This is a genomic window from Methanosarcina sp. Kolksee, assembly GCF_000969945.1.
Taxonomy (GTDB): domain Archaea; phylum Halobacteriota; class Methanosarcinia; order Methanosarcinales; family Methanosarcinaceae; genus Methanosarcina; species Methanosarcina vacuolata.
In genome coordinates this window covers 1,190,354-1,212,073 of the sequence record NZ_CP009524.1, presented here as the reverse complement: position 1 = coordinate 1,212,073, position 21,720 = coordinate 1,190,354, and the positions used below count along the sequence as shown (strand labels likewise).

15 protein-coding genes are annotated in these 21,720 nt (G+C 43.3%); 14 read left to right on the top strand and 1 reads right to left on the bottom strand.

From position 1 onward, the window contains the following. Positions 1–1,770: 1,770 nt before the first annotated feature. The 12 genes from cdhA to MSKOL_RS05100 all read left to right on the top strand — a co-directional run bounded on the left by cdhA (position 1,771) and on the right by MSKOL_RS05100 (position 16,810). Complete coding sequence (cdhA, locus tag MSKOL_RS05155) at positions 1,771–4,197, top strand: CO dehydrogenase/acetyl-CoA synthase complex subunit alpha (RefSeq protein ID WP_048154123.1); 2,427 nt, start codon at positions 1,771–1,773, stop codon at positions 4,195–4,197. 2 nt (positions 4,198–4,199) lie between these two features. After that, positions 4,200–4,712 (top strand): CO dehydrogenase/acetyl-CoA synthase complex subunit epsilon, encoded by a 513-nt coding sequence (gene cdhB, locus MSKOL_RS05150; RefSeq protein WP_048154118.1) that lies wholly within the window; start codon positions 4,200–4,202, stop codon positions 4,710–4,712. Between the two features lie 24 nt (positions 4,713–4,736). Continuing rightward, positions 4,737–6,158 (top strand): CO dehydrogenase/CO-methylating acetyl-CoA synthase complex subunit beta, encoded by a 1,422-nt coding sequence (gene cdhC, locus MSKOL_RS05145; RefSeq protein WP_048154115.1) that lies wholly within the window; start codon positions 4,737–4,739, stop codon positions 6,156–6,158. A 58-nt stretch (positions 6,159–6,216) separates the two neighbouring features. Continuing rightward, positions 6,217–6,978: an AAA family ATPase gene (locus MSKOL_RS05140; RefSeq protein ID WP_048154112.1), complete on the top strand. Its 762-nt coding sequence runs from the start codon at positions 6,217–6,219 to the stop codon at positions 6,976–6,978. Positions 6,979–7,223: 245 nt separating this feature from the next. Next, positions 7,224–8,549 carry a CO dehydrogenase/acetyl-CoA synthase subunit delta gene (gene cdhD, locus MSKOL_RS05135; protein WP_048122577.1) on the top strand — a complete coding sequence of 442 codons (1,326 nt, stop codon included), beginning with the start codon at positions 7,224–7,226 and terminating at the stop codon, positions 8,547–8,549. A gap of 3 nt (positions 8,550–8,552) precedes the next feature. Continuing rightward, positions 8,553–9,962 carry an acetyl-CoA decarbonylase/synthase complex subunit gamma gene (gene acsC, locus MSKOL_RS05130; RefSeq protein ID WP_048118925.1) on the top strand — a complete coding sequence of 470 codons (1,410 nt, stop codon included), beginning with the start codon at positions 8,553–8,555 and terminating at the stop codon, positions 9,960–9,962. A 515-nt stretch (positions 9,963–10,477) separates the two neighbouring features. Beyond that, positions 10,478–11,542 carry a 60S ribosomal export protein NMD3 gene (locus MSKOL_RS05125; RefSeq protein ID WP_048154109.1) on the top strand — a complete coding sequence of 355 codons (1,065 nt, stop codon included), beginning with the start codon at positions 10,478–10,480 and terminating at the stop codon, positions 11,540–11,542. A 20-nt stretch (positions 11,543–11,562) separates the two neighbouring features. After that, on the top strand, positions 11,563–12,738 hold the full coding sequence (locus MSKOL_RS05120) for an ATP-grasp domain-containing protein (RefSeq protein ID WP_048158163.1): 1,176 nt from the start codon (positions 11,563–11,565) through the stop codon (positions 12,736–12,738). Between the two features lie 146 nt (positions 12,739–12,884). Then, positions 12,885–13,379: a transcription factor gene (locus MSKOL_RS05115; RefSeq protein ID WP_048118912.1), complete on the top strand. Its 495-nt coding sequence runs from the start codon at positions 12,885–12,887 to the stop codon at positions 13,377–13,379. A 10-nt stretch (positions 13,380–13,389) separates the two neighbouring features. Continuing rightward, entirely contained in the window at positions 13,390–13,902 is a 513-nt protein-coding gene (locus tag MSKOL_RS05110; RefSeq protein WP_048118909.1) for an HDIG domain-containing metalloprotein, read from the top strand. A 249-nt stretch (positions 13,903–14,151) separates the two neighbouring features. Next, positions 14,152–14,787, top strand: a complete 636-nt coding sequence (gene psmB, locus MSKOL_RS05105) for an archaeal proteasome endopeptidase complex subunit beta (protein WP_048118907.1) — start codon at positions 14,152–14,154, stop codon at positions 14,785–14,787. 109 nt (positions 14,788–14,896) lie between these two features. Then, the gene (locus MSKOL_RS05100) at positions 14,897–16,810 is read left to right on the top strand and encodes a beta-CASP ribonuclease aCPSF1 (protein WP_048154106.1); all 1,914 of its coding nucleotides are present in this window, start codon (positions 14,897–14,899) and stop codon (positions 16,808–16,810) included. A 44-nt stretch (positions 16,811–16,854) separates the two neighbouring features. Here MSKOL_RS05100 and MSKOL_RS05095 read toward each other — a convergent pair whose 3' ends face one another. Further along, positions 16,855–17,517, bottom strand: coding sequence for an HAD family phosphatase (locus tag MSKOL_RS05095; RefSeq protein WP_048118905.1), 663 nt, complete (start codon positions 17,515–17,517; stop codon positions 16,855–16,857). A gap of 1,413 nt (positions 17,518–18,930) precedes the next feature. On the opposite strand from MSKOL_RS05095, the gene ftsZ reads away from it, so the two are divergent. Together ftsZ and MSKOL_RS05085 are read left to right on the top strand one after the other, a co-directional pair. Then, the gene (gene ftsZ / locus MSKOL_RS05090; RefSeq protein ID WP_048118901.1) at positions 18,931–20,109 is read left to right on the top strand and encodes a cell division protein FtsZ; all 1,179 of its coding nucleotides are present in this window, start codon (positions 18,931–18,933) and stop codon (positions 20,107–20,109) included. A 125-nt stretch (positions 20,110–20,234) separates the two neighbouring features. Next, positions 20,235–21,716 carry a dihydropteroate synthase-like protein gene (locus tag MSKOL_RS05085; RefSeq protein ID WP_048154103.1) on the top strand — a complete coding sequence of 494 codons (1,482 nt, stop codon included), beginning with the start codon at positions 20,235–20,237 and terminating at the stop codon, positions 21,714–21,716. Positions 21,717–21,720: the final 4 nt, after the last annotated feature.

Sequence of the window (21,720 nt, the reverse complement as noted above, 5' to 3'; positions counted from 1 at the left end):
TTTATATCCTAATCATTCTCCGGTTTGTATTCTAATTATCTCCGGTTTATATTCTAATTATTCTCATTTAATCTCATCACACCTTAAATTTGAAGCAATTATAGAATTTGAGGCGATTAGAGTATCATTAGAGTATTTAGAGTATCGAGTATTTAGAGTATCTAGAGTATTATTAGAGTATTTCACCTGTATCTCAGATAAAGAATCTCAGCTTAGAATGATATCGGCAATATCGTTTTTGACCTGGTAATTGATATTTTAGTATCCTCTCCAAATCGTATGGGTAAAAGTAAATTTCATGTATTTGCTGAAAATTTAAGAATTTAACCAGGTCTGAAAAACAATACCAAGAGATGTATTAACTTTACAACTAGATGATAAAATTACTGTGTATTTCTCAAGTTGGAAAATTCTCCATTGAATTTGAAGAGGGATACATATTTTATATCATTTTAAAACTCTTAATTTAGAACTGACTCCTTATTCGTAGAACTGCTCATGAATTAATTGAGTGTCTGCTTAATTGCTTTATGTGTAAGCCAGTAAATTTTCGAATACTATGGCTTAGACGTTCACCTTATTTAAAATTCCGTTTTTCAGAGGTCTATTAACTAAGGAATGATAAAAATCTGACTTCATCTTTTGAGTCTGGGAGTTGACCTATAGTTCTATTTTCCCAAATAATCATTTTCGGCAACAAAAACCTTTGATATTATATTTGAATCATTCCTAAGCCAATTTTTCCTCGTCCAAACTTTAGATGAAATAAATCGGAGGCTAAAGCTCGTGGGAAACTCAAAATCAATTTCTTAAAAGTTGTTCTCATTATGTTCAAGAATAACCTATTCAAGAGTAGCTTATTAGAGAATGAATTTATGTTATATTTTATCTGATTATATAATATTTTAATGAAAAAATAAACAAATTAATATCTTAATATAGATATTATATTTACATGTTGCCTGTGAAAATACAAAAATAGTTTACGGCGTTTACTGTGTAAAGCAGTATGGCAATGCTAAACCTATAAATATTTTTCGATTTAATTATTCAACAAACATTTATAAAATTGAAAACATTTATTCATATTTATATCTCCCGTAAGGATAAGTTTTGGCTAAGGATTATTACCTCATTTGATAACAAATATTTACATAATCACTTGTTGTAAATATGAGGAAAAAGTATAATTGTTAACAAGTAATAGCACAAAGAGATAAAACACCAGGGTTATAATGGTTTTTTCTAAAAAACCCATGTCTAAAGACACTAACTTCTTTTTTGAATACATAGTTAAAATAAACTCACAAAGTCAACTGATTTTGAACATTCCCACTTTACCCATCTCGAAATGCGTGTTACAAATTAGAAAATATTATATAGATTTGGTACGTTAAGACATTTAATTAGTGTTTATTATCCATCGGTAGCGACCTCTGCTTATCATTTAGGTCTCAATCGTTGGCAAAAACGGTTTTTTTGAGATAAAGGGCGTAAAAATGGATTTGAAGAGCGGTTAAGCCCTAAAAACGACTTTTATGTGGAAATATTTCCTCTAAAAACGACTTTAGCTGAAAAAACGCTGGTGAAATATTTGCTATTTGAAAAAAAGTAGCTAATAGCATTTTACCAGAAGCGCATTTACTTACACGGTTGTAACTTTAAGCAGACGGCAAGGAGTGTTTGATAATTACAAATATGCCGAAAAATTAGAAATTGCAATCGTCTTGGTGAAGTCGACTTTATACAAATTTAGGAGGTAAAGCTCAAATGAGCAAACTAACTACCGGGAGTTTTTCTATAGAAGATCTGGAATCCGTTCAGATCACTATCAATAATATTGTAGGGGCAGCAAAGGAGGTTGCCAAAGAAGTAAAAGGAGCAGAAGAAGAACTTGGCCCGATGGGTCCGACCCCCTTCCCCACAATCGCCACATTAAGGGACTGGAGTTTTACACTGTTTGACCGCTACGAGCCGGTCTACACCCCCATGTGTGACCAGTGTTGCTACTGTACCTTTGGACCGTGTAACCTGGAAGGAAACAAGAGAGGTGCCTGTGGTATTGATATGAAAGGTCAGGCTGCAAGAGAGTTCTTCCTGCGCTGCCTAACTGGTTGTGCATGTCACAGTGCCCACGGCCGCCACCTGCTTAATCACATTGTTGACCTCTTCGGGGGAGATATGCCGATTAACATGGGCGCTTCGAATGTTATTGCCCCCAATATTCAGCTTGTCACAGGTCGGCAGCCGAAGACCCTCGGCGAACTCAAACCAATAATGGAATATGTTGAAGAAGAGGTAGGCCAGTTACTTGCAACTGTACACGCAGGACAGGAAGCAGCAGCAATTGACTATGATAACAAGGCAATGTTTGCTGGAGTTCTTGACCACGTAGGTATGGAAGTTTCCGATATTGCTCAGGTTACTGCACTCGGTTTCCCGAAATCCGATCCTGAGGCTCCTCTTGTTGAAGTAGGTATGGGAACAATTGATGCTTCCAAGCCAGTCATCATTGCCATTGGGCACAACGTTGCCGGTGTCACCTACATCATGGACTACATGGAAGACAATGGTCTGACTGACAAGATGGAAATCGGAGGTCTCTGCTGTACTGCATTCGACATGACCAGGTACAAGAGAGAAGACCGGAAAGCCCCCTATGCAAAGATTGTCGGTACCATTTCAAAGGAACTGAAGATCGTACGCTCCGGAATTCCTGATGTAATCGTTCTTGACGAACAGTGCGTAAGAGCTGACCTCGTCATGGAAGGACAGAAGCTTAAGATCCCGATCATCGCATCCAATGAAAAGATCATGTACGGCCTGGATGACAGGACCAATGATGATGTGGATGCAATCGTAGAAGACCTGGTAACTGGCAAGATTCCTGGCTGTGTAATGCTGGACTACGAGAAACTGGGAGAACTTGTGCCCAAGGTCGCTCTGAAGATGGCCCCGATTCGCGAAGCCGAAGGGCTCTCAGCCATCCCTACAGACGACGAAATGAAAGCCCTTGTTTCCAAGTGTGTGGAATGCGGAGAATGTGCACTGGCATGTCCAGAAGAGCTTGGAATCCCTGCAGCAATTGCAGTGGCTAAGGGAGAAGACTACTCTGCTCTGGAAGAGCTGCATGACCTTTGTGTAGGCTGTCGCAGGTGCGAGCAGGTTTGTAACAAGGAAATCCCCATTCTGAGCTTGATCGAGAAGGCTGCCCAGAAGGCCATTGCCGAAGAGAAAGGCTTTGTAAGAGCAGGAAGAGGTCAGGTAAGCGATCCAGAAATCAGGGCAGAAGGCCTGAATCTGGTTATGGGTACCACCCCGGGTGTCATCGCAATTATCGGATGTGCCAACTATCCTGCAGGCTCCAAAGACGTATACAGCATCGCAGAAGAATTCCTTAACAGGAACTACATCGTTGCAGTTTCAGGATGTTCTGCAATGGATATCGGTATGTACAAGGATGCTGACGGCAAGACTCTGTACGAGAGATACCCAGGTAGATTCGAAAAAGGTAACATCCTTAACACCGGATCATGCGTCTCGAATGCCCACATATCGGGTACAGTCCACAAGGTCGCTGCAATCTTTGCAAGCAGGAACCTTTCAGGCAACCTTGCCGAGATTGCTGACTACGCAATCAACCGTGTCGGTGCAGTCGGGCTTGCATGGGGTGCTTACTCACAGAAGGCAGCAGCTATCGGTACCGGGTGTAACATGTATGGTATTCCTGCAGTACTTGGTCCCCACAGCGGTAAATACAGGAGAGCTCTGATCGCAAAGACCTACGACGACAGCAAATGGGAACTTTACGACAGCAGAAACGGTTCCAAAATGGCAATCCCGCCATCTCCAGAGTTCCTGATTACCACTGCAGAAACCTGGCAGGAAGCCTGTGTAATGCTGGCAAAGAACTGTATCCGTGTATCTGACAATAACATGGGCAGATCCATCAAGTTGACCCACTGGCTGGAAATCAGTGAAAAGTATCTTGGTGTGCTACCCGATGACTGGTGGAAGTTTGTCAGGAACGAAGCTGATCTCCCACTCGCCAAGCGTGAAATGCTCCTGAAGATGCTTGAATCCGAACGCGGTTGGGAAATCGACTGGAAGAAGAAGAAGATCATTTCCGGTCCGGCAATTAAGTTCGATGTCTCTTCACAGCCAACTAACCTTAAGAGACTTTGCAAGGAGGCCTGAAGATGGTTGACACTACCAAGAATACAAAACTGTTTACCACCTACGGTGTAAAGACCTCAAAAGCTATAAGCACAGAAATAGCCGCCAAGCTTATTTCAAAGGCTAAGAGGCCACTTTTTGTAGTTGGAACCGGAGTTCTCGACCCCGAGGTTCTGGACCGTGCAGTGAAGATCTCAAAAGCAAAGAACATCCCGATTGCAGCAACCGGTAGCTCAATGATTGGTTTTGTGGACAAGGGTGTCAATGCCAAGTACATCAACCTGCACGCGCTTGGCTTCTATCTGACAGATCCTAACTGGCCAGGACTTGATGGCAATGGTAACTATGACACAATCATACTCCTGGGCCACAAGAAGTACTACATCAACCAGGTATTGTCAGCAACTAAAAACTTCAGTGATGTAAAAGCAATTTCGATAGACAAGAGCTATATCCAGAATGCAACGATGTCCTTTGGAAACCTTAGCAAAGCAGATCACATCGCAGCACTGGATGAGGTAATTGACCTTTTATAAGTTTAATTTAGGAGGCGAAATATAATGGCAGAATTCCCATTTGAGATTTCCCCAATGTTTGAAGGAGAAAGAGTAAGAAAGGAAGGAATGTTTGTTGAACTAGGTGGCCCAAAGTCCCTGGGTCTGGAACTTGTCCGTGCAAAACCCATGGACGAGATCGAAGATGACAAAGTTACGATTATCGGCCCTGATCTCAAGGAAATGGAAGAGGGTAAAACCTACCCCTGGGCAATGGTCTTCAACATCGGTGGAGAACTCATAGAGGCTGACCTTGAATCTGTCATCGAGAGGCGTATCCACGATTTCATCAACTACTGCCAGGGCATTATGCACCTGAACCAGAGATATGATGTATGGATGAGAATCTCCAAGGATACAGCTGCAAAGATGGACTCCCTTGATTCTTTCGGAAAAGCTGTCATGATGCTCTTCAAGACCGAGCTTCCCTTTATTGAGAAGATGCAGGTGACCTTCTACACCGACCAGGCTGAAGTTGAGAAAAAGCTGGTAGAAGCAAAGGAAATTTTCAAGATAAGAGATGCCAGGACAAAGAACCTCCATGACGAAGATGTTGACGTTTTCTATGGATGTACCCTCTGTCAGGCTTTTGCTCCAACCAACGTCTGTGTAGTTTCCCCTGACAGAGTCTCTCTTTGTGGTGCAATCAACTGGTTCGACGGCCGTGCAGCAGCAAAGGTAGACCCAGAAGGACCTCAGTTTGCAATCGAGAAGGGTGAACTCCTCGATTCCAATACCGGGGAATACTCCGGTGTCAATGACATTGCTGTAAAGCTTTCAAGTGGCGAATTTAGCAAGATTAAACTCCACTCCTTCTTCGACTCCCCACACACCTCCTGTGGCTGCTTTGAAGTTGTCGGATTCTACATCCCTGAGGTTGACGGTATTGGCTGGGTTAGCAGAGAATACCAGGGAATGGCCCCTAACGGTCTTGGTTTCTCCTCTATGGCAGGTCAGACAGGCGGTGGAAAGCAGATCGTAGGTTTCCTCGGTATCGGTGTCGCCTACTTCTATTCCCCCAAGTTTATCCAGGCTGATGGTGGCTGGAACAGAGTTGTCTGGCTCCCATCCATGCTCAAGGAAAAGATTGCCGAAACTATTCCAGAAGACATCAAAGATAAGATCGCAACTGAGAACGATGCAACTGACATTGATTCCTTGAAGGCTTTCCTGCAGGAGAAGAACCACCCGGTAGTTGCTAGCTGGGCAGCTGCAGAAGAGGAAGAAGAGGAAGAAGAGGAAGAGGAAGAAGAAGAGGAAGTCGCTGTTGCAGCCGCTCCAATGATGATGCCTGCAGCCGGATTCCAGATGCCTGCAATGGCTTCAATGCCAATGATGCCTGCTGGTAAGGCTGGTGGAATTAAGATCACCTTCAAGAAGGCAAAGATCTCCATTGAAAGAATGGTCATCAGCGAGAAGAAGGACTAAACGTAGTTGGGTGACTAAGTAATCGCCTAAGACGAAAAACAATCCAATGGGGTATTCTGTGACAAAAGTAATTGCAATAACGGGAAAAGGTGGGACTGGTAAAACAGCGGTAGCGGCTCTTCTGATCCGCTCCCTTTCCAAAAAAGGTCAGTTTCTCCTGGCAGTTGATGCAGATGCAGACACTAACCTGCCTGAGACTCTTGGCTGTGAAGACGTAAAAACAATCGGGGATGCAAAGGAGTATTTACAGGCTGAGATCACAAAACCAAGGCCTGACAATCCCGATATGAATAAAGAGTCAGTACTAAAAAGCAAGGTTTATGAGATCATCGAAGAAATGCCTGGCTATGACCTCCTGGTCATGGGCCGGCCCGAAGGTTCAGGATGTTACTGTTATGTAAACAATCTTCTCCGTGGCATCATGGACAAGCTGATCATGAATTATGATGTAGTTATTATTGATGCAGAGGCCGGGCTTGAACATTTCAGCAGGAAGATTATACGGGACATAGATGACCTTATTGTCGTAACAGACGCTTCTCGAAGGGGTTTTCGGACTGCTGAGAGAATTCATGAACTTGTGGATGAACTGGACTCAAACATTGGTAGAATTCACGTTATTGCAAACAAGGTTACAGATGCTAACCGCGACAAGCTTGTCAAACTGGCAGAGGACCTGAAACTTAACATGATAGGTATGATTCCACTCGACCCTAAAATCGAGGAAATGGATATAAAAGGCATACCTCTCTTCGAAATTTCGGACGACTCAATTGCTGCAATAGAAATCGAAAGTATTGTGAAAAAACTGGGATTCTAATCCCGGTTTTCTTTTGAATTTGTAATATTGCAGAAAAACGTGCCGGAAATGAGATATGGATCCCTTTGTCCTTTGTAAGGGCTTGAAATGATATTCAAAATCATGTGAAATATGTGGCAGAGTTTACTTCTGCCTCAATTTTTCTTTCCATATCAGGGAAGAATCTGGAAGTAAAATCTGTATTATTTCTTTATTTATACAGTCACTCATCAAAACGGAAAACTTACAGAAAAGGTGAGGTTTACATGGCAAAGAAAGCTAAGTTATCAGAAATGACAGACATGTTCAAGGATGTAGATATACTCTCCCTTGAAGGTGTAACTATAGAAGGGGACATTGAGATTGAACTCGATGGACTTGGAGGCGGCTTTGACCCGATGCTTGCTGCTATCCTCGGACAGGAGAATGCAGTACTTGCACAGCACTTCGCAAGACTTGCTGGCATATTCGGCGTTCCTGTAGGCATTGGTGCCCCTGCGGCTGGTGCCCCTGCTGCCCCTGCTATTTCCCCTGCTCTGGCAGCTCCTAAGTTTAAGGATCTCATTCCTGCCAAATTCAGTTTTGAAAACTTTGCAGAATGGGCAACCCCTATTCAGGAAGTCCCAATAGGTAACACCTCTGCAGATGGTGGAAGCCGTGGAAAGAGAGTGTTGGTTGGTGGCGAAAAAGCCCTTCCATTCTTCCCTGACGCCGTAATGCCCAACAGGAACCAGGTTACCATTGATGTATTCGATATGAGAATCGGTCTTGCAAAAGCTGTCAAGGAGAACTATGATGAGGTCATGGACAGCCCAGGAGAATGGGCAAAGAAGAACGTTGAAAAGTTCAACGCAGACATGATCACAATCCACCTGATTTCAACCGACCCACTGGTTAAAGACACACCTGCTAAGGAAGCAGCAAAGACTGTAGAAGAAGTACTTCAGGCTGTTGATGTCCCAATCGCAATAGGCGGTTCCGGGAACCCACAGAAAGACCCTGAAGTACTTGCAAGAGCTGCAGAAGTTGCAGAAGGCGAGCGCTGCCTGATTGCATCTGCAAGCCTGAACCTTGACTACGCAAAGATTGCAGAGGCTGCATTAAAGTACGACCATGATGTCCTTTCATGGACTCAGCTGGATATGAACTCCCAGAAGGAGCTTAACAGGAAGCTCATGAAGCAGTGCAACGTCCCAAGAGACAGGATCATCATGGACCCAACCACTGCAGCACTCGGCTATGGTCTCGACTACGCTTACACCAACATGGAGCGTATCCGCCTCGCAGCCCTTATGGGTGACGAAGAACTGACCTTCCCAATGTCATCCGGTACCACCAATGCATGGGGTGCCCGTGAGTCCTGGATGGTTAGCTCACCACTTAAGGAAGACTCGGATTGGGGCCCCAGAGAATACAGAGGACCAATCTGGGAAATCGTTACAGGTCTCTCTCTTGCTATTGCAGGAAACGACCTCTTCATGATGATGCACCCAACCTCGGTTGCTGTCCTGAAGCACATTACCCAGACTTTATTTGGTTCAATTGAGGCAGAGCCTATTGACCTTGCTAACTGGATTGGATCGGGGGTGTAAAACATGAAAATAAACAGCCCATTAGAAGCTTACAAATACCTTCCTCAGACCAACTGTGGAGAATGTGGTGAGCCTACCTGTATGGCATTTGCCTCCAAGCTGATCGACAGATCCGGGAAGACAACAGACTGCCCACCCCTCGTAAAGGAGAAGAAGTTTGCAAAGAAACTCGCAGAGCTTGACAAGCTCCTTGCCCCGGAAATTCGTGAAGTTGCAATAGGTGTAGGCGACAGAGTAGCCAAGATTGGTGGCGACGATGTGCTTTACCGTCACAAGCTGACCTTCTTCAACAAGACAAAGATGTTCTTCGATGTTACTGATACAATGGAGGAAGCTGCCCTTGTTGAAAGAGTTAAGAAAATTACTGACTACAAAAAGTTCTACGTCGGACGCAACCTGCTCCTTGACGGTGTAGCAATAAGAGCTGCATCCAATGACCCTGCAAAGTTTGCAGCAGCTGTCAAGAAAGTTATAGAAAACACAGAATTGCCAGTGATTCTCTGTTCCTTTAACCCTGCAGTCCTGAAGGCAGGACTTGAGGTTGCAAAGGACAAGAACCCTCTGCTTTATGCTGCAAACAAAGACAATTGGAAGGAAGTAGGAGAACTGGCCCTTGAATATAAGGTGCCTGTCGTAGTCTCAGCTTTCAATGACCTTGATACCCTTAAGAGCCTCGCAAAAACCTTTGCAGAAGCAGGTATCAAGGACATTGTTCTCGACCCAGGAACCTACCCAAGTGGCAAAGGCCTGAAAGACACCTTTACCAACTTCCTGAAGATTAGGAGAGCAGGCATTATGGGCGATACCGAGATCGCATATCCAATCATGGCTATGCCGCTTACTGCCTGGATGTCTGGAATTTCGGACCCTGTCAGTGCCTCCTACTGGGAAACAGTTCTTTCCTCGGTCTTTACCATCAGGTACGGAGACATTATGCTTCTCCACAGCATGGAACCATACGCCACCATGCCCGAAGTGCACCTGGCCGAGACAATTTACACCGACCCGAGGTCTCCTGTCGCTGTGGACTCGAAGATGTACAAGGTAGGAACTCCAGATGAGAACTCCCCAGTTCTCTTCACAACAAACTTTGCTCTTACCTACTACACAGTAGAGAGCGATCTTGCCTCAAACGGCATCAACTGCTGGCTGCTTGCAGTTAACACAGACGGTATCGGTGTGGAAGCATCTGTTGCCGGTGGGCAGCTGACCGCTGATAAAGTGAAGGAAGCTTTTGAGAAGTCAGGCTTTGACCTCAAGAAAGATGTTACCCACAACACGGTAATTACTCCGGGTCTTGCTGCCCGTCTACAGGGTGACATTGAGGACAAACTCGGTGCAAAGGTTCTTGTGGGACCAATGGACTCAGGAAGGCTCCCTGGATTTATGGAAAAGAACTGGCCTCCAAAATAATCAGAAAATAAATTTGAATATTAATATTCCGTGTCAAAAGGACACGGAAATTTCTTTTTTAAACAATTGTGAAATTATATATTTAGTATTTTTTGAGACAGTTTTGTAATAAAATAGCTTTTAGCTTTCTGAAAAACGAGACCTGTGAAAATTAATTTCTAGTATTTTCTGATACCTTTTAAATTTAAGAAATATTTATATAAGACAAATACTAATTACTAAACATCTAAAATATAATTTTAAATCGTTTTATACCTGAATTATAATTTTATTACATTGTAAAGATATGAGCTCTTTGCTAATTTTGCACTCTATAACTTTGGGGAGTCTGAATGCTAAAAAGAAATTAGAAAATCCAGCTATTTTTAAATAGCATGAGTAAGCTTAACAGGTCAATTGCTTAAATATACCGCAGAAATTTTCCTTTCTGATATTTTCAAAAATTAATATTCCAGGAAGACTATTGTTCAAGAAAATTTTACTATTATAAGAACATTATGAAGTAAGGATTACAGATGAATTTTATTACATGCCCTAGATGCGGCAGAGAATGCTACAGGCTCTTTGATTCAGTTTGCAAGGACTGCTTTTTTGAGACTTTCAAACTGATTGAATTGCCCCATGTTCTTCATGTAAGGATATGTTCAGCTTGTGGAGCACACTTCCATAGAAGCCGGTGGGAAGATGTTGGTAATATTGAAGATGTGGTGCTAAAGGCTGTAGAAGATGCCCTTTTCATCCACAACGAAGCCGGAGATGTGGAAGTCTACCTTGAACCCAGAGAGATTACGCCTTATATGTATATGGTAAGAGCTGAAGTCGATGCAGTGGTCAGAGAAGAACCAGTGCACGCAGAAGCTGAGACCGAGGTACGGATTCAGCGGACAGCTTGCGATATGTGCAGCAGGGAGTCTGGAGGGTACTTTGAAGCTATTATCCAGATCAGGGCAGCAGGCAGGTTTCCTACCGAAGAAGAGAAAAGGCGCTCGATGTCCATTGCCAGAGAAGCCATGGCAAGCATGAGAAAAAAGGGTGATCGGCTTGCGTTTATAAGTGAAGAAGTGGAGCAAAAGGAAGGAATAGACCTTTACATGGGTTCTATGAATGCCAGCAGGCAGGTCTGCCGGTTAATTACCTCCGAACTAGGAGGCAGCTTTTCAGAATCTCCTACTCTTGTCGGAATGAAAGATGGAAAGAACCTTTACAGGATTACTTTTGCTGTACGTCTTCCCGAATTCGGGCCAGGAGATGTGATTCGATTCAGAGGAAAGATTATCCAGATCAAGAGTTCAGGAAAAAAAGTTAACGGAACCTCCCTTGAGGATGGCTCAAGATTTCTTTCAACTCCTGAAGAATTAAAAGGTGCAGAGAAAATAGGCAATATGGGGGATGCGGTTTTAGCAGTGCTGGTCTCAATCGAAGACAATGCAATTCTGGTGCTTGACCCTGAAACTTATGAGACTGTTGCCATAAAGAAACCTATGTCATTCAACGCAGAAGCAGGAAGTGAAATTCCTGTCCTGAAAACCCCATATGGAATCTTTGCACTGGCACATTCTGAGATTCCGCAAGCGAAATGAATGGTCCAGAAAGAGGAAACATGCAGAATATCCTTGTAATCGGATTTGATACCCGGAATGTTGTCTGTTCTGCAAGCCGGGCTGGCTATACGGTCTGCTCTATAGATGCTTTCTGTGACCTTGACCTGCGGGAATGTGCCCATGCCACGGCATTTCTTGAGTGCAGAACTATACAGGAACTGCACCAGCTTAAGGCTTCCAGGATTAAGGCTCAGATGGCTGAGTTTGGACTTGAGTTTGATGCCCTTGTCCCAGGTTCGGGACTGGAAATGCTTGACCACAATGATTTTCCCTGCCCTGTACTTGCCAGCAGTCCGGATGCGATGCAGAAGGCCTCAGACAAACTTTATCTCTCGAAAAAGCTTGAAGCCATTGGAATCCCTCATCCACGCTGTTATTCCTCGGAAGAACTGGACGCAATAGAATATCCAGTTATGATTAAGCCAGCTTCAGGCGGAGGAGGAATTTTCAACCGAATTGCCAGGAGCAGACAGGAGCTTTTAGCCATCCTTGAGAAATTACACGGGCTGAATCCAGAGCTTACGGAAGATACCATTGTTATTCAGGAGTTTCTGGAAGGAACGCCTTCAAGTGTTTCCTTGCTTTCTACAAAGAACGAAGCCCTGTCAGTGGCTGTTAACGAACAGCTTATAGGAATACCCTGGCTTTCGTGGCTGCCCTTTGCTTATTGTGGAAATATAACCCCTTTCATGACCGATCAAGCTGAGGAAATGGAAGCCCTTGCTGAAGAACTGGTGCTTGAGTTCAAGCTCCTCGGCTCAAACGGAGTGGATTTTCTGGCTTCAAAAAAAGGGCCTGTAGTACTTGAAATAAACCCAAGGTTCCAGGGAAGTCTTGATACTGTCGAGAGGGCAATGAACATTAACCTTTTTGAGGCTCATGCTGGCTGCTTTAGAGGAGAACTTCCTGAGAAACCCGAAGCTAAAGGTTTTGCTGCACGAGGAGTTATTTACTCGGATCGAGAACTTTTTATAGATCAAAAGCTCATGGAGCTCATTCTGAGGGAAAAAGGCGCTGACATTCCCTCCCAGGGAACCGTTATAGAGCCTGATGGGCCTCTTACTTCCCTTTTCGCGTGTACCTCTACAAGAGAAGAGGCAGTTCTATCGCTTGAAAAAGGGGCAAACAGGATAAGGGCTTTTATTGAAAACCAGCTGAAAAGAGAAGATACCTGAGATTTGCCGAGAATATATGAAAATTAAAAGTTAAGAATGTTAAGAATGTTCAATTTATTCTGGCTAAGAAATGTTTCCGGAAAAGGGGAATGTAAATTTTAATACTGGTATATCCAATTCATACTGGCATTTGCGAGGTGAACATATTGGTTGATATAAATGACAAGGTAATTAGAGGATACCTCCTGAGCCTTGTAGGGGAAGAAGGGCTACAAATGATTGAAAAAATGCCTGAAGGCGAGGTTACGGATGAAGAAATTGCGGCAAAGACCGAGGTTCTGTTGAACACCGTGAGGAGAACGCTCTTCATATTAAACGAAAACAAATTTGCAATATGTCGTAGGGAGAGAGATTCAAACAGTGGATGGTTAACATATCTCTGGCGCCTGGATTTTTCGGATATAGAGCACCAGCTCATGAAAGAAAAGAAAAAATTGCTCCGCAACCTGAAGACTCGCCTTGATTTCGAAGAAAACAATGTTTTCTATATGTGCCCTCAGGGTTGTGTTCGCCTTCTTTTTGACGAAGCTACAGAAACAGAGTTTCTCTGCCCCATGTGTGGAGAAGACCTGGTCTTCTACGATAACTCATATTTTATTGATGTCCTGAGAAAGCGTGTAGATGCTCTCAGTTCAGTGTAAGTGATCTACCTTGACTACCCGAGCCGAAGCAATAAACCTGCTTGAGGAAAACGGATGTGCTCCAAATGTGATAGAACACTGTAAGGAAGTCGCATTACTCGCAGTTGAAATTGCAAAAAAGGCAAAAGCAGCAGGGCATGATGTAAACCCGGAACTGGTGGAAGTCGGGGCTCTTCTTCACGATCTTGGGAGATGTAAAACACATAAAATCGCTCATGCAGTAGAAGGGTACAGGCTAGCCAGGATCGAGGGACTCAAGCCTGAGATTTCTGAAATAATAAAAAGACATATCGGAGCAGGGATCTCAAAAGAAGAGGCAAGGGCTTTAGGGCTTCCGGAGGACGATTATTTTCCACGAAGCCTTGAGGAAAAAATAGTTGCTCATGCCGATAACCTTGTTAAGGGAACGAGCAGGATTACTGTAGCTGAGAGAATTGAGCTCATGCGTAAGCAAGAGGTACCCGAAAATGTGATTCAGAGAGTAAATAAACTTGCTGAAGAGGTCGAGAGACTTTTTCTTTAAATTTTGGATTTTTCGGGATATCAGGAGTTTTGAATCTCCTGTAAATGAAAAATTATTTTACCAAATCTTCCTTCGAATTTAAATTTAGACGCGTTCAATAAAAAAGAGAAGGAAAACTTATATATAGCGATATTAATAATGAGATAATGAAGTGCTAAATCCTGCTATTTAAGTTAAAAATACTTACCTCACTAAAACATTTTTTTTAGCGACATTTTCTCATTTTTAACTTATTATGAGGGTATGTTTATGGATAATGACAAATATCTAAAGGGCACAACTACCGTAGGAGTAGTTTGTACCGATGGTATCGTGCTCGCAAGTGAACAGAGAGCCACAATGGGGAATTTCATCGCAAGTAAAACTGCAAAGAAGGTTTACCAGATCGACGACCTTGTAGCAATGACCACTGCCGGTTCGGTAGGGGATGCCCAGCAGCTTGTGAGGCTCGTAAATGTAGAATCACAGCTCTATAAGATGCGTAGAAACGAGTCGATGACAATAAAAGGTATTGCAACTTTAATGTCAAACTTCTTAAATGCCAACCGTTACTATCCCATGATGGTCCAGCTCCTTATAGGGGGAGTTGACAAAAATGGGCCTGGGATCTACTCACTTGACGCTCTTGGAGGAAGTATCGAAGAGACAAGGATATCGGCTACAGGTTCCGGTTCTCCCATGGCATATGGAGTGCTTGAAGACCAGTACAGGGAAGACATGACTATAAAAGAAGGTCTTGACCTTGCTATCCGAGCGATCCACAATGCAACTAAAAGGGATTCAGCGTCTGGAGAGAACATCGATGTAGTTGTGATTACTAAGGAGGCGTTCAGGAGACTGGACCCTGAAGAAGTAAAATCCATAAGAGCTTCATTACCTAAATAACTTAAACTGTTGGTTTTTTATTCTAACACTAAACTAACATCTTTTTCAATCTATCGTTTTTCCAATATCTATATACTTTTCCATTTTTTGACAAAAAGGAAGATTCTTGATGCCTATTGAAGATGTACTATTAGACCTCAAACATAAAATTGAGAAAAATCTACCCGCGGGAGTTACAATTACCGATGTGGAATTTGAAGGGCCTCAGCTTGTGCTATATACCGAAGAGCCTCGCAAATTCGCAGACGATGGGAACATTATTCGCAACCTCGCAAAAGAACTCCGAACGCGGATTGCAATGCGCCCTGACCCCAGGGTGCTTGCAACTCCTGAAGACTCTATTTCTATAATCGAAGAAGTTGTTCCAAAAGAATCCGTAATCTCAAGCTATTATTTTGACCCAGATTCCGGAGAAGTAATTATTGAAGCTGAAAAGCCTGGTCTTGTGATCGGAAAGCACGGCGCTACTCTCCGTGAAATCACAAAGCAGATTGGCTGGATTCCAAAGGTTGTGCGTACTCCCCCTATCAAATCCCGTACAGTAAAGAATGTAAGGGAATTTATGAGAAACAACCTCAAGGAAAGAAAAGAGATCCTTAAATCGGTGGGGAGGAAGATTCACAAAGAGTGTACTTCTAAAGATCAGTGGGTAAGGGTTACATCGCTTGGGGGCTGCAAAGAAGTAGGGCGGAGTTGTTTCCTGCTCTCGACTCCTGAATCTCGAATTCTGATCGATTGCGGAGTCAATGTAGGTTCGGACGAAAACATGACTCCTTACCTATATGTTCCGGAAGTTTTTCCTTTAAACCAGATCGATGCCGTGATAGTTACTCACGCTCACCTGGATCATCAGGGTCTTGTTCCTTTGCTTTTTAAATACGGGTATGAAGGACCGGTCTACTGTACGCCTCCGACTCGGGATTTAATGGTGCTGCTCCAGCTTGACTACATCGACGTGGCAGCAAAAGAAGGGAAAAAGATTCCCTATGAGTCAGGCATGGTAGCAAAGACTCTCAAACACACAATTCCTCTGGACTATGAGGAAGTAACGGATATAGCTCCTGATATCAAACTGACTTTCCATAATGCAGGCCATATTCTGGGGTCGGCTATTTCTCATTTCCATATTGGAGACGGGCTTCATAATGTCGTCTTTACGGGAGACTACAAATATGAGAAGACGCGGCTTTTCGACCCTGCTGTCAATAAGTTTCCGAGAGTCGAAACTGTTATCAGTGAAGCTACTTATGGGAATTCCAATGCTTTCCAGCCCTCACTTAAGGACTCCGAAAGGCACCTGCAGATGGTAGTTAAGAACACTGTGGAAAGGGGAGGAATTTGCATCATCCCGGCCTTTGCAGTAGGTCGAAGCCAGGAAGTTATGATAGTACTTGAAGAGTCTATAAGAAAAGGGCTGATTCCTGAAGTTCCGGTCTATCTGGACGGAATGATCTGGGAAGCGACGGCAATTCATGCTACACATCCCGAGTACCTGAATAATGATCTGAGGAAACTGATATTCCAGAAAGGCCAGAACCCCTTCCTGTCCGAATGCTTCAAGCCTGTTGATTCCCATGACATGCGCCAGAAGATAATTCAGAACCCTCACCCCTGTGTAATCATCTCGACATCAGGCATGATGAACGGAGGGCCGGTTATGGACTATTTCAAAGCCTTTGCCGACGAACCACGCAATTCTCTGGTGTTTGTAGGGTACCAGGCCGATGGAACAATCGGGCGCAGAATCCAGAAAGGATGGAAAGAGATCCCTATGGCAGGAAAGGGCGGAAGCACTGAAATCCTGAAGTTAAACATGGAAGTCCAGGTAGTTGACGGTTTCTCAGGTCACTCCGATAGGAGACAGCTTATGGATTACATCAAGAGGATGCAGCCCCGTCCGGAAAGGGTATTTACCGAGCATGGAGATGAAAAGGCCTGTGTTGACCTGGCAAGTTCGATTTATAAGAAACTGAAAATTGAAACCAGGGCGCTTACAAACCTTGAAACCGTAAGGTTACTGTGACCCCATATGGGGCCCAATTCTTTTTTGGAAGTAACTAAATTTTATCATACCCCGAACCCGTGAGCTGGCTCAAGGCTTAGAAGATGTTGCATTAGCTGTTTGTGATCTCCTACCACAAGGTCTGCCCTGCCAAGCTGTGAAGGTTCCAGATATGTGGGAATCCCTATACAGTAGATTTTGGCTTTTTTTGCAGCTTCTACACCCAGAATGGCATTTTCTATTACTATGCATTCTTCCCGCTGCACATTAAGGAGTTCAACAGCTTTAAGGAAAGGATCGGGATGAGGCTTTGAATTTGTGATATCGTCTCCTGTAACCACAATATCAAATATGTCGGGGAAAAGCTGGTCAACTATCTCGTGAACAATAAGATGGTCAGAGCCCGAGACTACTGATAGCAGAAAACGCGTTTTAAGGACTTCGAGGCACTCTTTCATTCCGTCGAAGGCTTTCAGTTTAAATACCCTTTTGAATTCTTTCCTGTAGATTGAGGTAATAGTTTCGAAATCATATGCTTCTGGTTCTTTTCTGGCTTTTCGGATAAGCAAAGGAAGACCATTTTTGGGATTTGAACCTTCGATTGCATAAATATCCTGGTCCTGGATTTCCATACCCATATCAAGGAAAGCTTTTTTCCAGGCTGCTGCATGGAAGGGCATAGAGTTCACAAGAACGCCATCCATATCGAAAATTAATGCCTTTAACACAGTTCTGACTCCAGAATTAAAGATTAGTGATTAAAATAAAGGTTCTAGGGAAATTAAGTAACCAAGATTCCTGGGAATTAAGGTAATCAGGATCCCTGGGATAAGGTAACTAAGATACAAGGTAACTGAGATACAAGGTAACTGAGATACAAGGTAACTGAGATACAAGGTAACTGAGACCCTTGAGGATTAAGATAAAAATAGCTTTGAGGCTTTAAAGTTTTCCCGGAAAATCTCCGGCAGAACCTTAGTTTTAAATCATTTTTATATTTCTAAACCCGTGTCATGAATTAAATAATTTTTTTATAAATTTAGAAGGTTTATGTGACGAAGCGTAAAATTCCTGAGTCTTTAGCGTAGGGGTGGTTCACCATGATTTCAACCCATATATCAAAGATTTTAAGTGTTTTTTATATCTTCTAACACCTTTTCCATGAATTTACAAGTTTATCGTGAATTTAAATATCTTATAAATTTAATTCAAAGAAGTTCTAATGACGAGATCAATAGTCAAAGAAGGGTAAGGTGAAAAGTAATTTCATTTCGTTGTGCCTGTTATTCGAAGAATATCATGTGCTTTTAACATGTTATTGACTTTTCTTATTGATTTGATATTTTTTATGATGTTGTCACTTTATTACTTTTTAATGTGCCTTCTTATCGGCAATTTCCAAACCGTGCACACTGAAGAAATTAATTCGAAGCTTTCTAAGCAAATAAAATTAAGGAGAGAATCTGGAGCTTATTTCCTGTGAATTATAAATATGGAAACATTTATATTAATTTAAAAACATTAATTTAAAAACATTAATTCAAAAAATTAAGTAAGAGACTCTAAATCCCAGAACAATACCGAAACAGTTTTTAAGAGGGGAATTCTAGTTAAAAGTAATAATATAAACAGTCTGATTTAATTGCAAGACTCTGATAGAAAGTTTTATCAAAACGAATATCAGGACTACAGTGTCAGCCTCTGAAGTCAAGCATGGCATCAAAAGAATAAATAAAAGAAAATATAAAAATTGCCCTGACTTGGATAATCAGAAGAGCTTTGCTGAGAGAAATAAGACTTTCAATAAAATTTTATGCTTATATATATAAACATTTTGGTAGTTCCTCACCCTTCATCTTTGAGAATTAAGTACTAAAGGAAGTAAAAGAGTGAGTATATTAGAGTTATGGGTGACATATTTAAACTTAATAAACAATTTAAAAGTATTATTTAAATAAGTCCGAAACATTTAAGTTCGGCAGAGTGCCAACTTATTAAAGATGACGGATGAAAATCTTTGATAGGTTCTGAAGGTTATCGCATAACTCCACTCAGAGTATTGAAAAGATATGTGACCCCCGATGTAAAGGGTGGGGAGTCAAATGTAACAATAAGACACAAATCCGGTCGAGGGGATAGAATTGCAGTCAATAGTACAGGAAGCAATGAAATTCAGCGAAAAAGAGAAAGAATATCGAAAGAATTCTTCCTCTGATGAAGATTTTGAAGAATTCGGGCAACCGCGAATCATGATTGTCGGATGCGGGGGTGCCGGAAACAACACTGTAAACCGTCTTTATAATATGGGAATCGAAGGTGCGGAAACGGTCTGTATAAATACCGATAAGCAGCACCTTGACAATGTAAGAGCTGACAAGAAAATCCTGGTGGGAAAAACTCTCACGCGGGGGCTGGGAGCAGGTGGTTACCCCGAGACAGGAAAGAAAGCTGCAGAACTTGCAAGGGGCACACTTGAAGAAGTGTTAAAGGACGTTGACCTGGTTTTCATCACTGCAGGGTTAGGCGGAGGTACCGGTACAGGAGTTGCACCTGTAGTTGCCGAAGTAGCAAAAGAGCAGGGAGCAATCGTTGTAGGAATGGTCTCCAGTCCCTTCAGAGTTGAAAGAGCTCGGATTTACAAAGCCGAAGAAGGCCTTGAAGATCTGCGCAGGGCAGCGGATACCGTAATTGTCCTTGATAATAACAGGCTGCTTAATTACGTGCCAAACCTTCCTATAGATCAGGCTTTTTCCGTAATGGACCAGCTAATTGCCGAAACCGTAAAGGGAATTACAGAGACCATCACAGTGCCCTCTCTGATAAACCTTGACTACGCCGACATAAGGACTATCATGAGCTGCGGCGGGGTTGCAGTTATGCTTGTAGGGGAGTCAAAAAACCAGGACAAGAGCACTGAAGTTGTGCGGACTGCCCTAAATCATCCCCTGCTTGATGTTGACTACAAGGGCGCAACCGGAAGTCTTGTCCATGTAACCGGCGGGCCTGACCTGAGCCTCAAGGAAGCTGAGGAAATTGCATCCATGCTCACCTATGAACTATCTCCAAGTGCAAATGTTATATGGGGCGCAAGGATCAGAGAAGATTATGAAGGCAAGGTCAGGGTAATGGCCATCATGACAGGTGTGCAGTCTGCACAGATCCTGGGCCCTCAGGCAGCAGGCGGAATTCTTGAGTCCAGAGCCGAAGCTGATCCTATGCAGGAAAGAAGATTTGGAAGAATGACAGCAGACCGATTAAAGAATTCTGCAGGGTCTTTTAGAAAGAAACATGATGAGTCAATCATTGATTTTATAAATTAAATCAAGCTCAGGTAAAAGCCCGGATTATCAAAGCTGAATACTTCGGGCTTTTCATTCCCTTATACTTTTTTATCGATGCGTTTCAAACAGATACTCTTTTTTATTAGCGCTTCTATCTAAAAAACATGAATATTTTGATTGCAACAGGGCGGCTTGCGGAAAATACCGTCAGGAAAGCAATCGGGGAAAAAGCAGATATCCTCGTAGCCGACATTGATATTGCTGCCTTCATCACCCCTCGAAAACTGATTAACACGTTTCAGGAAGCTGGGTTTTCGAAAGTTTATGACCTTATTCTGCTTCCAGGACTTGTGGCAGGAGATTTTTCAAAAGCTTCTGAAGAACTGGGGTGTAAAATCCGGCTTGGGCCAAAGCACGCCTATGACCTTGGATTTGTGCTTTCCTTTGCCGGAAAAATCGAGTTTTCCGAAAAAGTCCCTGCATGTGAGCTCCTTGCTGATGTTCGAAAAGAGATGGCTCTTGAGTTAATAAAGAAAAACGAAGCAGAAGCCTCCTCTCCCTTTACACTCAGAGATGTAAAACTCGGAGGAAAGGCTCGCATGAAGGTTATGGGAGAAATTGTAGGGGCTCTGGAAATGGACGCTGCTACCCTCCAGACGAAAATCGAAGCTTTTATCGCCCGGGGAGCAGATATAATCGACCTTGGGGCTACCCTTAACACCCTGCCGGAGCAGGCTAAAAGAGCCGTATCCCTTGCAAAAACCATTACAGAGACTCCAGTAAGCATAGATACCCTCGACCCTGAACTGATAAGAGAAGGAGTAGAAGCAGGGGTAGACCTTGTCCTGAGTCTCAACAGCACGAATCTTGAAACTGCAGGTCCGGTCGTTGCCAGGGCAGGGATTGCAGCTGTTATAATTCCGGACGAGGACAGAAGTCTGGAAAGCCTCATCAGGAATGTCGAAGCTGCCTGCAGGCTTGGAATTGAAAAAATTATAGCCGACCCTGTGCTTGATCCTGTGGGTCACAATATCACCGAATCCATTGTACGCTTTCATGAATTTCACAGGATATACCCTGAGGTCCCCGTGTTCTTTGGGGCTGGTAATGTCACTGAGCTTATGGATGTGGATACCATAGGAGTCAATGCCACACTATGTGGAATTGGATTAGAGGTAGGAGCAAGCATCCTTTTCACCCCCGAGTTCAGTGACAAGGCGCAGGGTTCAATTATGGAATTGAAAAGGGCTTCCGAGATGATGCTGCTTTCCGGCATAAGAGAAAGCTCACCAAAAGACCTCGGGCTTGATCTACTCTGCATTAAAGAAAAACGCAGGCGCCCGGATTTTCCGCTTCCGGAAAATGCAATTCAAGCCAGGCTTTCGAAAGGCTGGCGTGTAGATCCCGCAGGTCCTATCCGCATCCGTACAGTACCGGACAGGACGAGTGGAAACGGCGGATTGATTGTAGCCGAACACGAGAAAGCTTCAGTCGTGGGAAAAAATGCCAGGGAAGTTATGGACACGCTACTTGAACTGGAACTTGTCTCCCGTCTGGACCATGCCGCATATCTGGGAAGGGAACTGGAGAAAGCCGAACTTTCCCTGCAGTTTAATAGAAGTTATGCCCAGGACGATGCTTTCTGAGTGC

Coding starts and splice junctions, on each gene's coding strand:
- cdhA (WP_048154123.1), top strand. CDS start 1,771: ATGAGCAAACTAACTACCGGGAGTTTTTCTATAGAAGATCTGGAATCC.
- acsC (WP_048118925.1), top strand. CDS start 8,553: ATGAAAATAAACAGCCCATTAGAAGCTTACAAATACCTTCCTCAGACC.
- MSKOL_RS05085 (WP_048154103.1), top strand. CDS start 20,235: ATGAATATTTTGATTGCAACAGGGCGGCTTGCGGAAAATACCGTCAGG.
- MSKOL_RS05120 (WP_048158163.1), top strand. CDS start 11,563: ATGCAGAATATCCTTGTAATCGGATTTGATACCCGGAATGTTGTCTGT.
- psmB (WP_048118907.1), top strand. CDS start 14,152: ATGGATAATGACAAATATCTAAAGGGCACAACTACCGTAGGAGTAGTT.
- cdhC (WP_048154115.1), top strand. CDS start 4,737: ATGGCAGAATTCCCATTTGAGATTTCCCCAATGTTTGAAGGAGAAAGA.
- cdhD (WP_048122577.1), top strand. CDS start 7,224: ATGGCAAAGAAAGCTAAGTTATCAGAAATGACAGACATGTTCAAGGAT.
- MSKOL_RS05125 (WP_048154109.1), top strand. CDS start 10,478: ATGAATTTTATTACATGCCCTAGATGCGGCAGAGAATGCTACAGGCTC.
- MSKOL_RS05100 (WP_048154106.1), top strand. CDS start 14,897: ATGCCTATTGAAGATGTACTATTAGACCTCAAACATAAAATTGAGAAA.
- cdhB (WP_048154118.1), top strand. CDS start 4,200: ATGGTTGACACTACCAAGAATACAAAACTGTTTACCACCTACGGTGTA.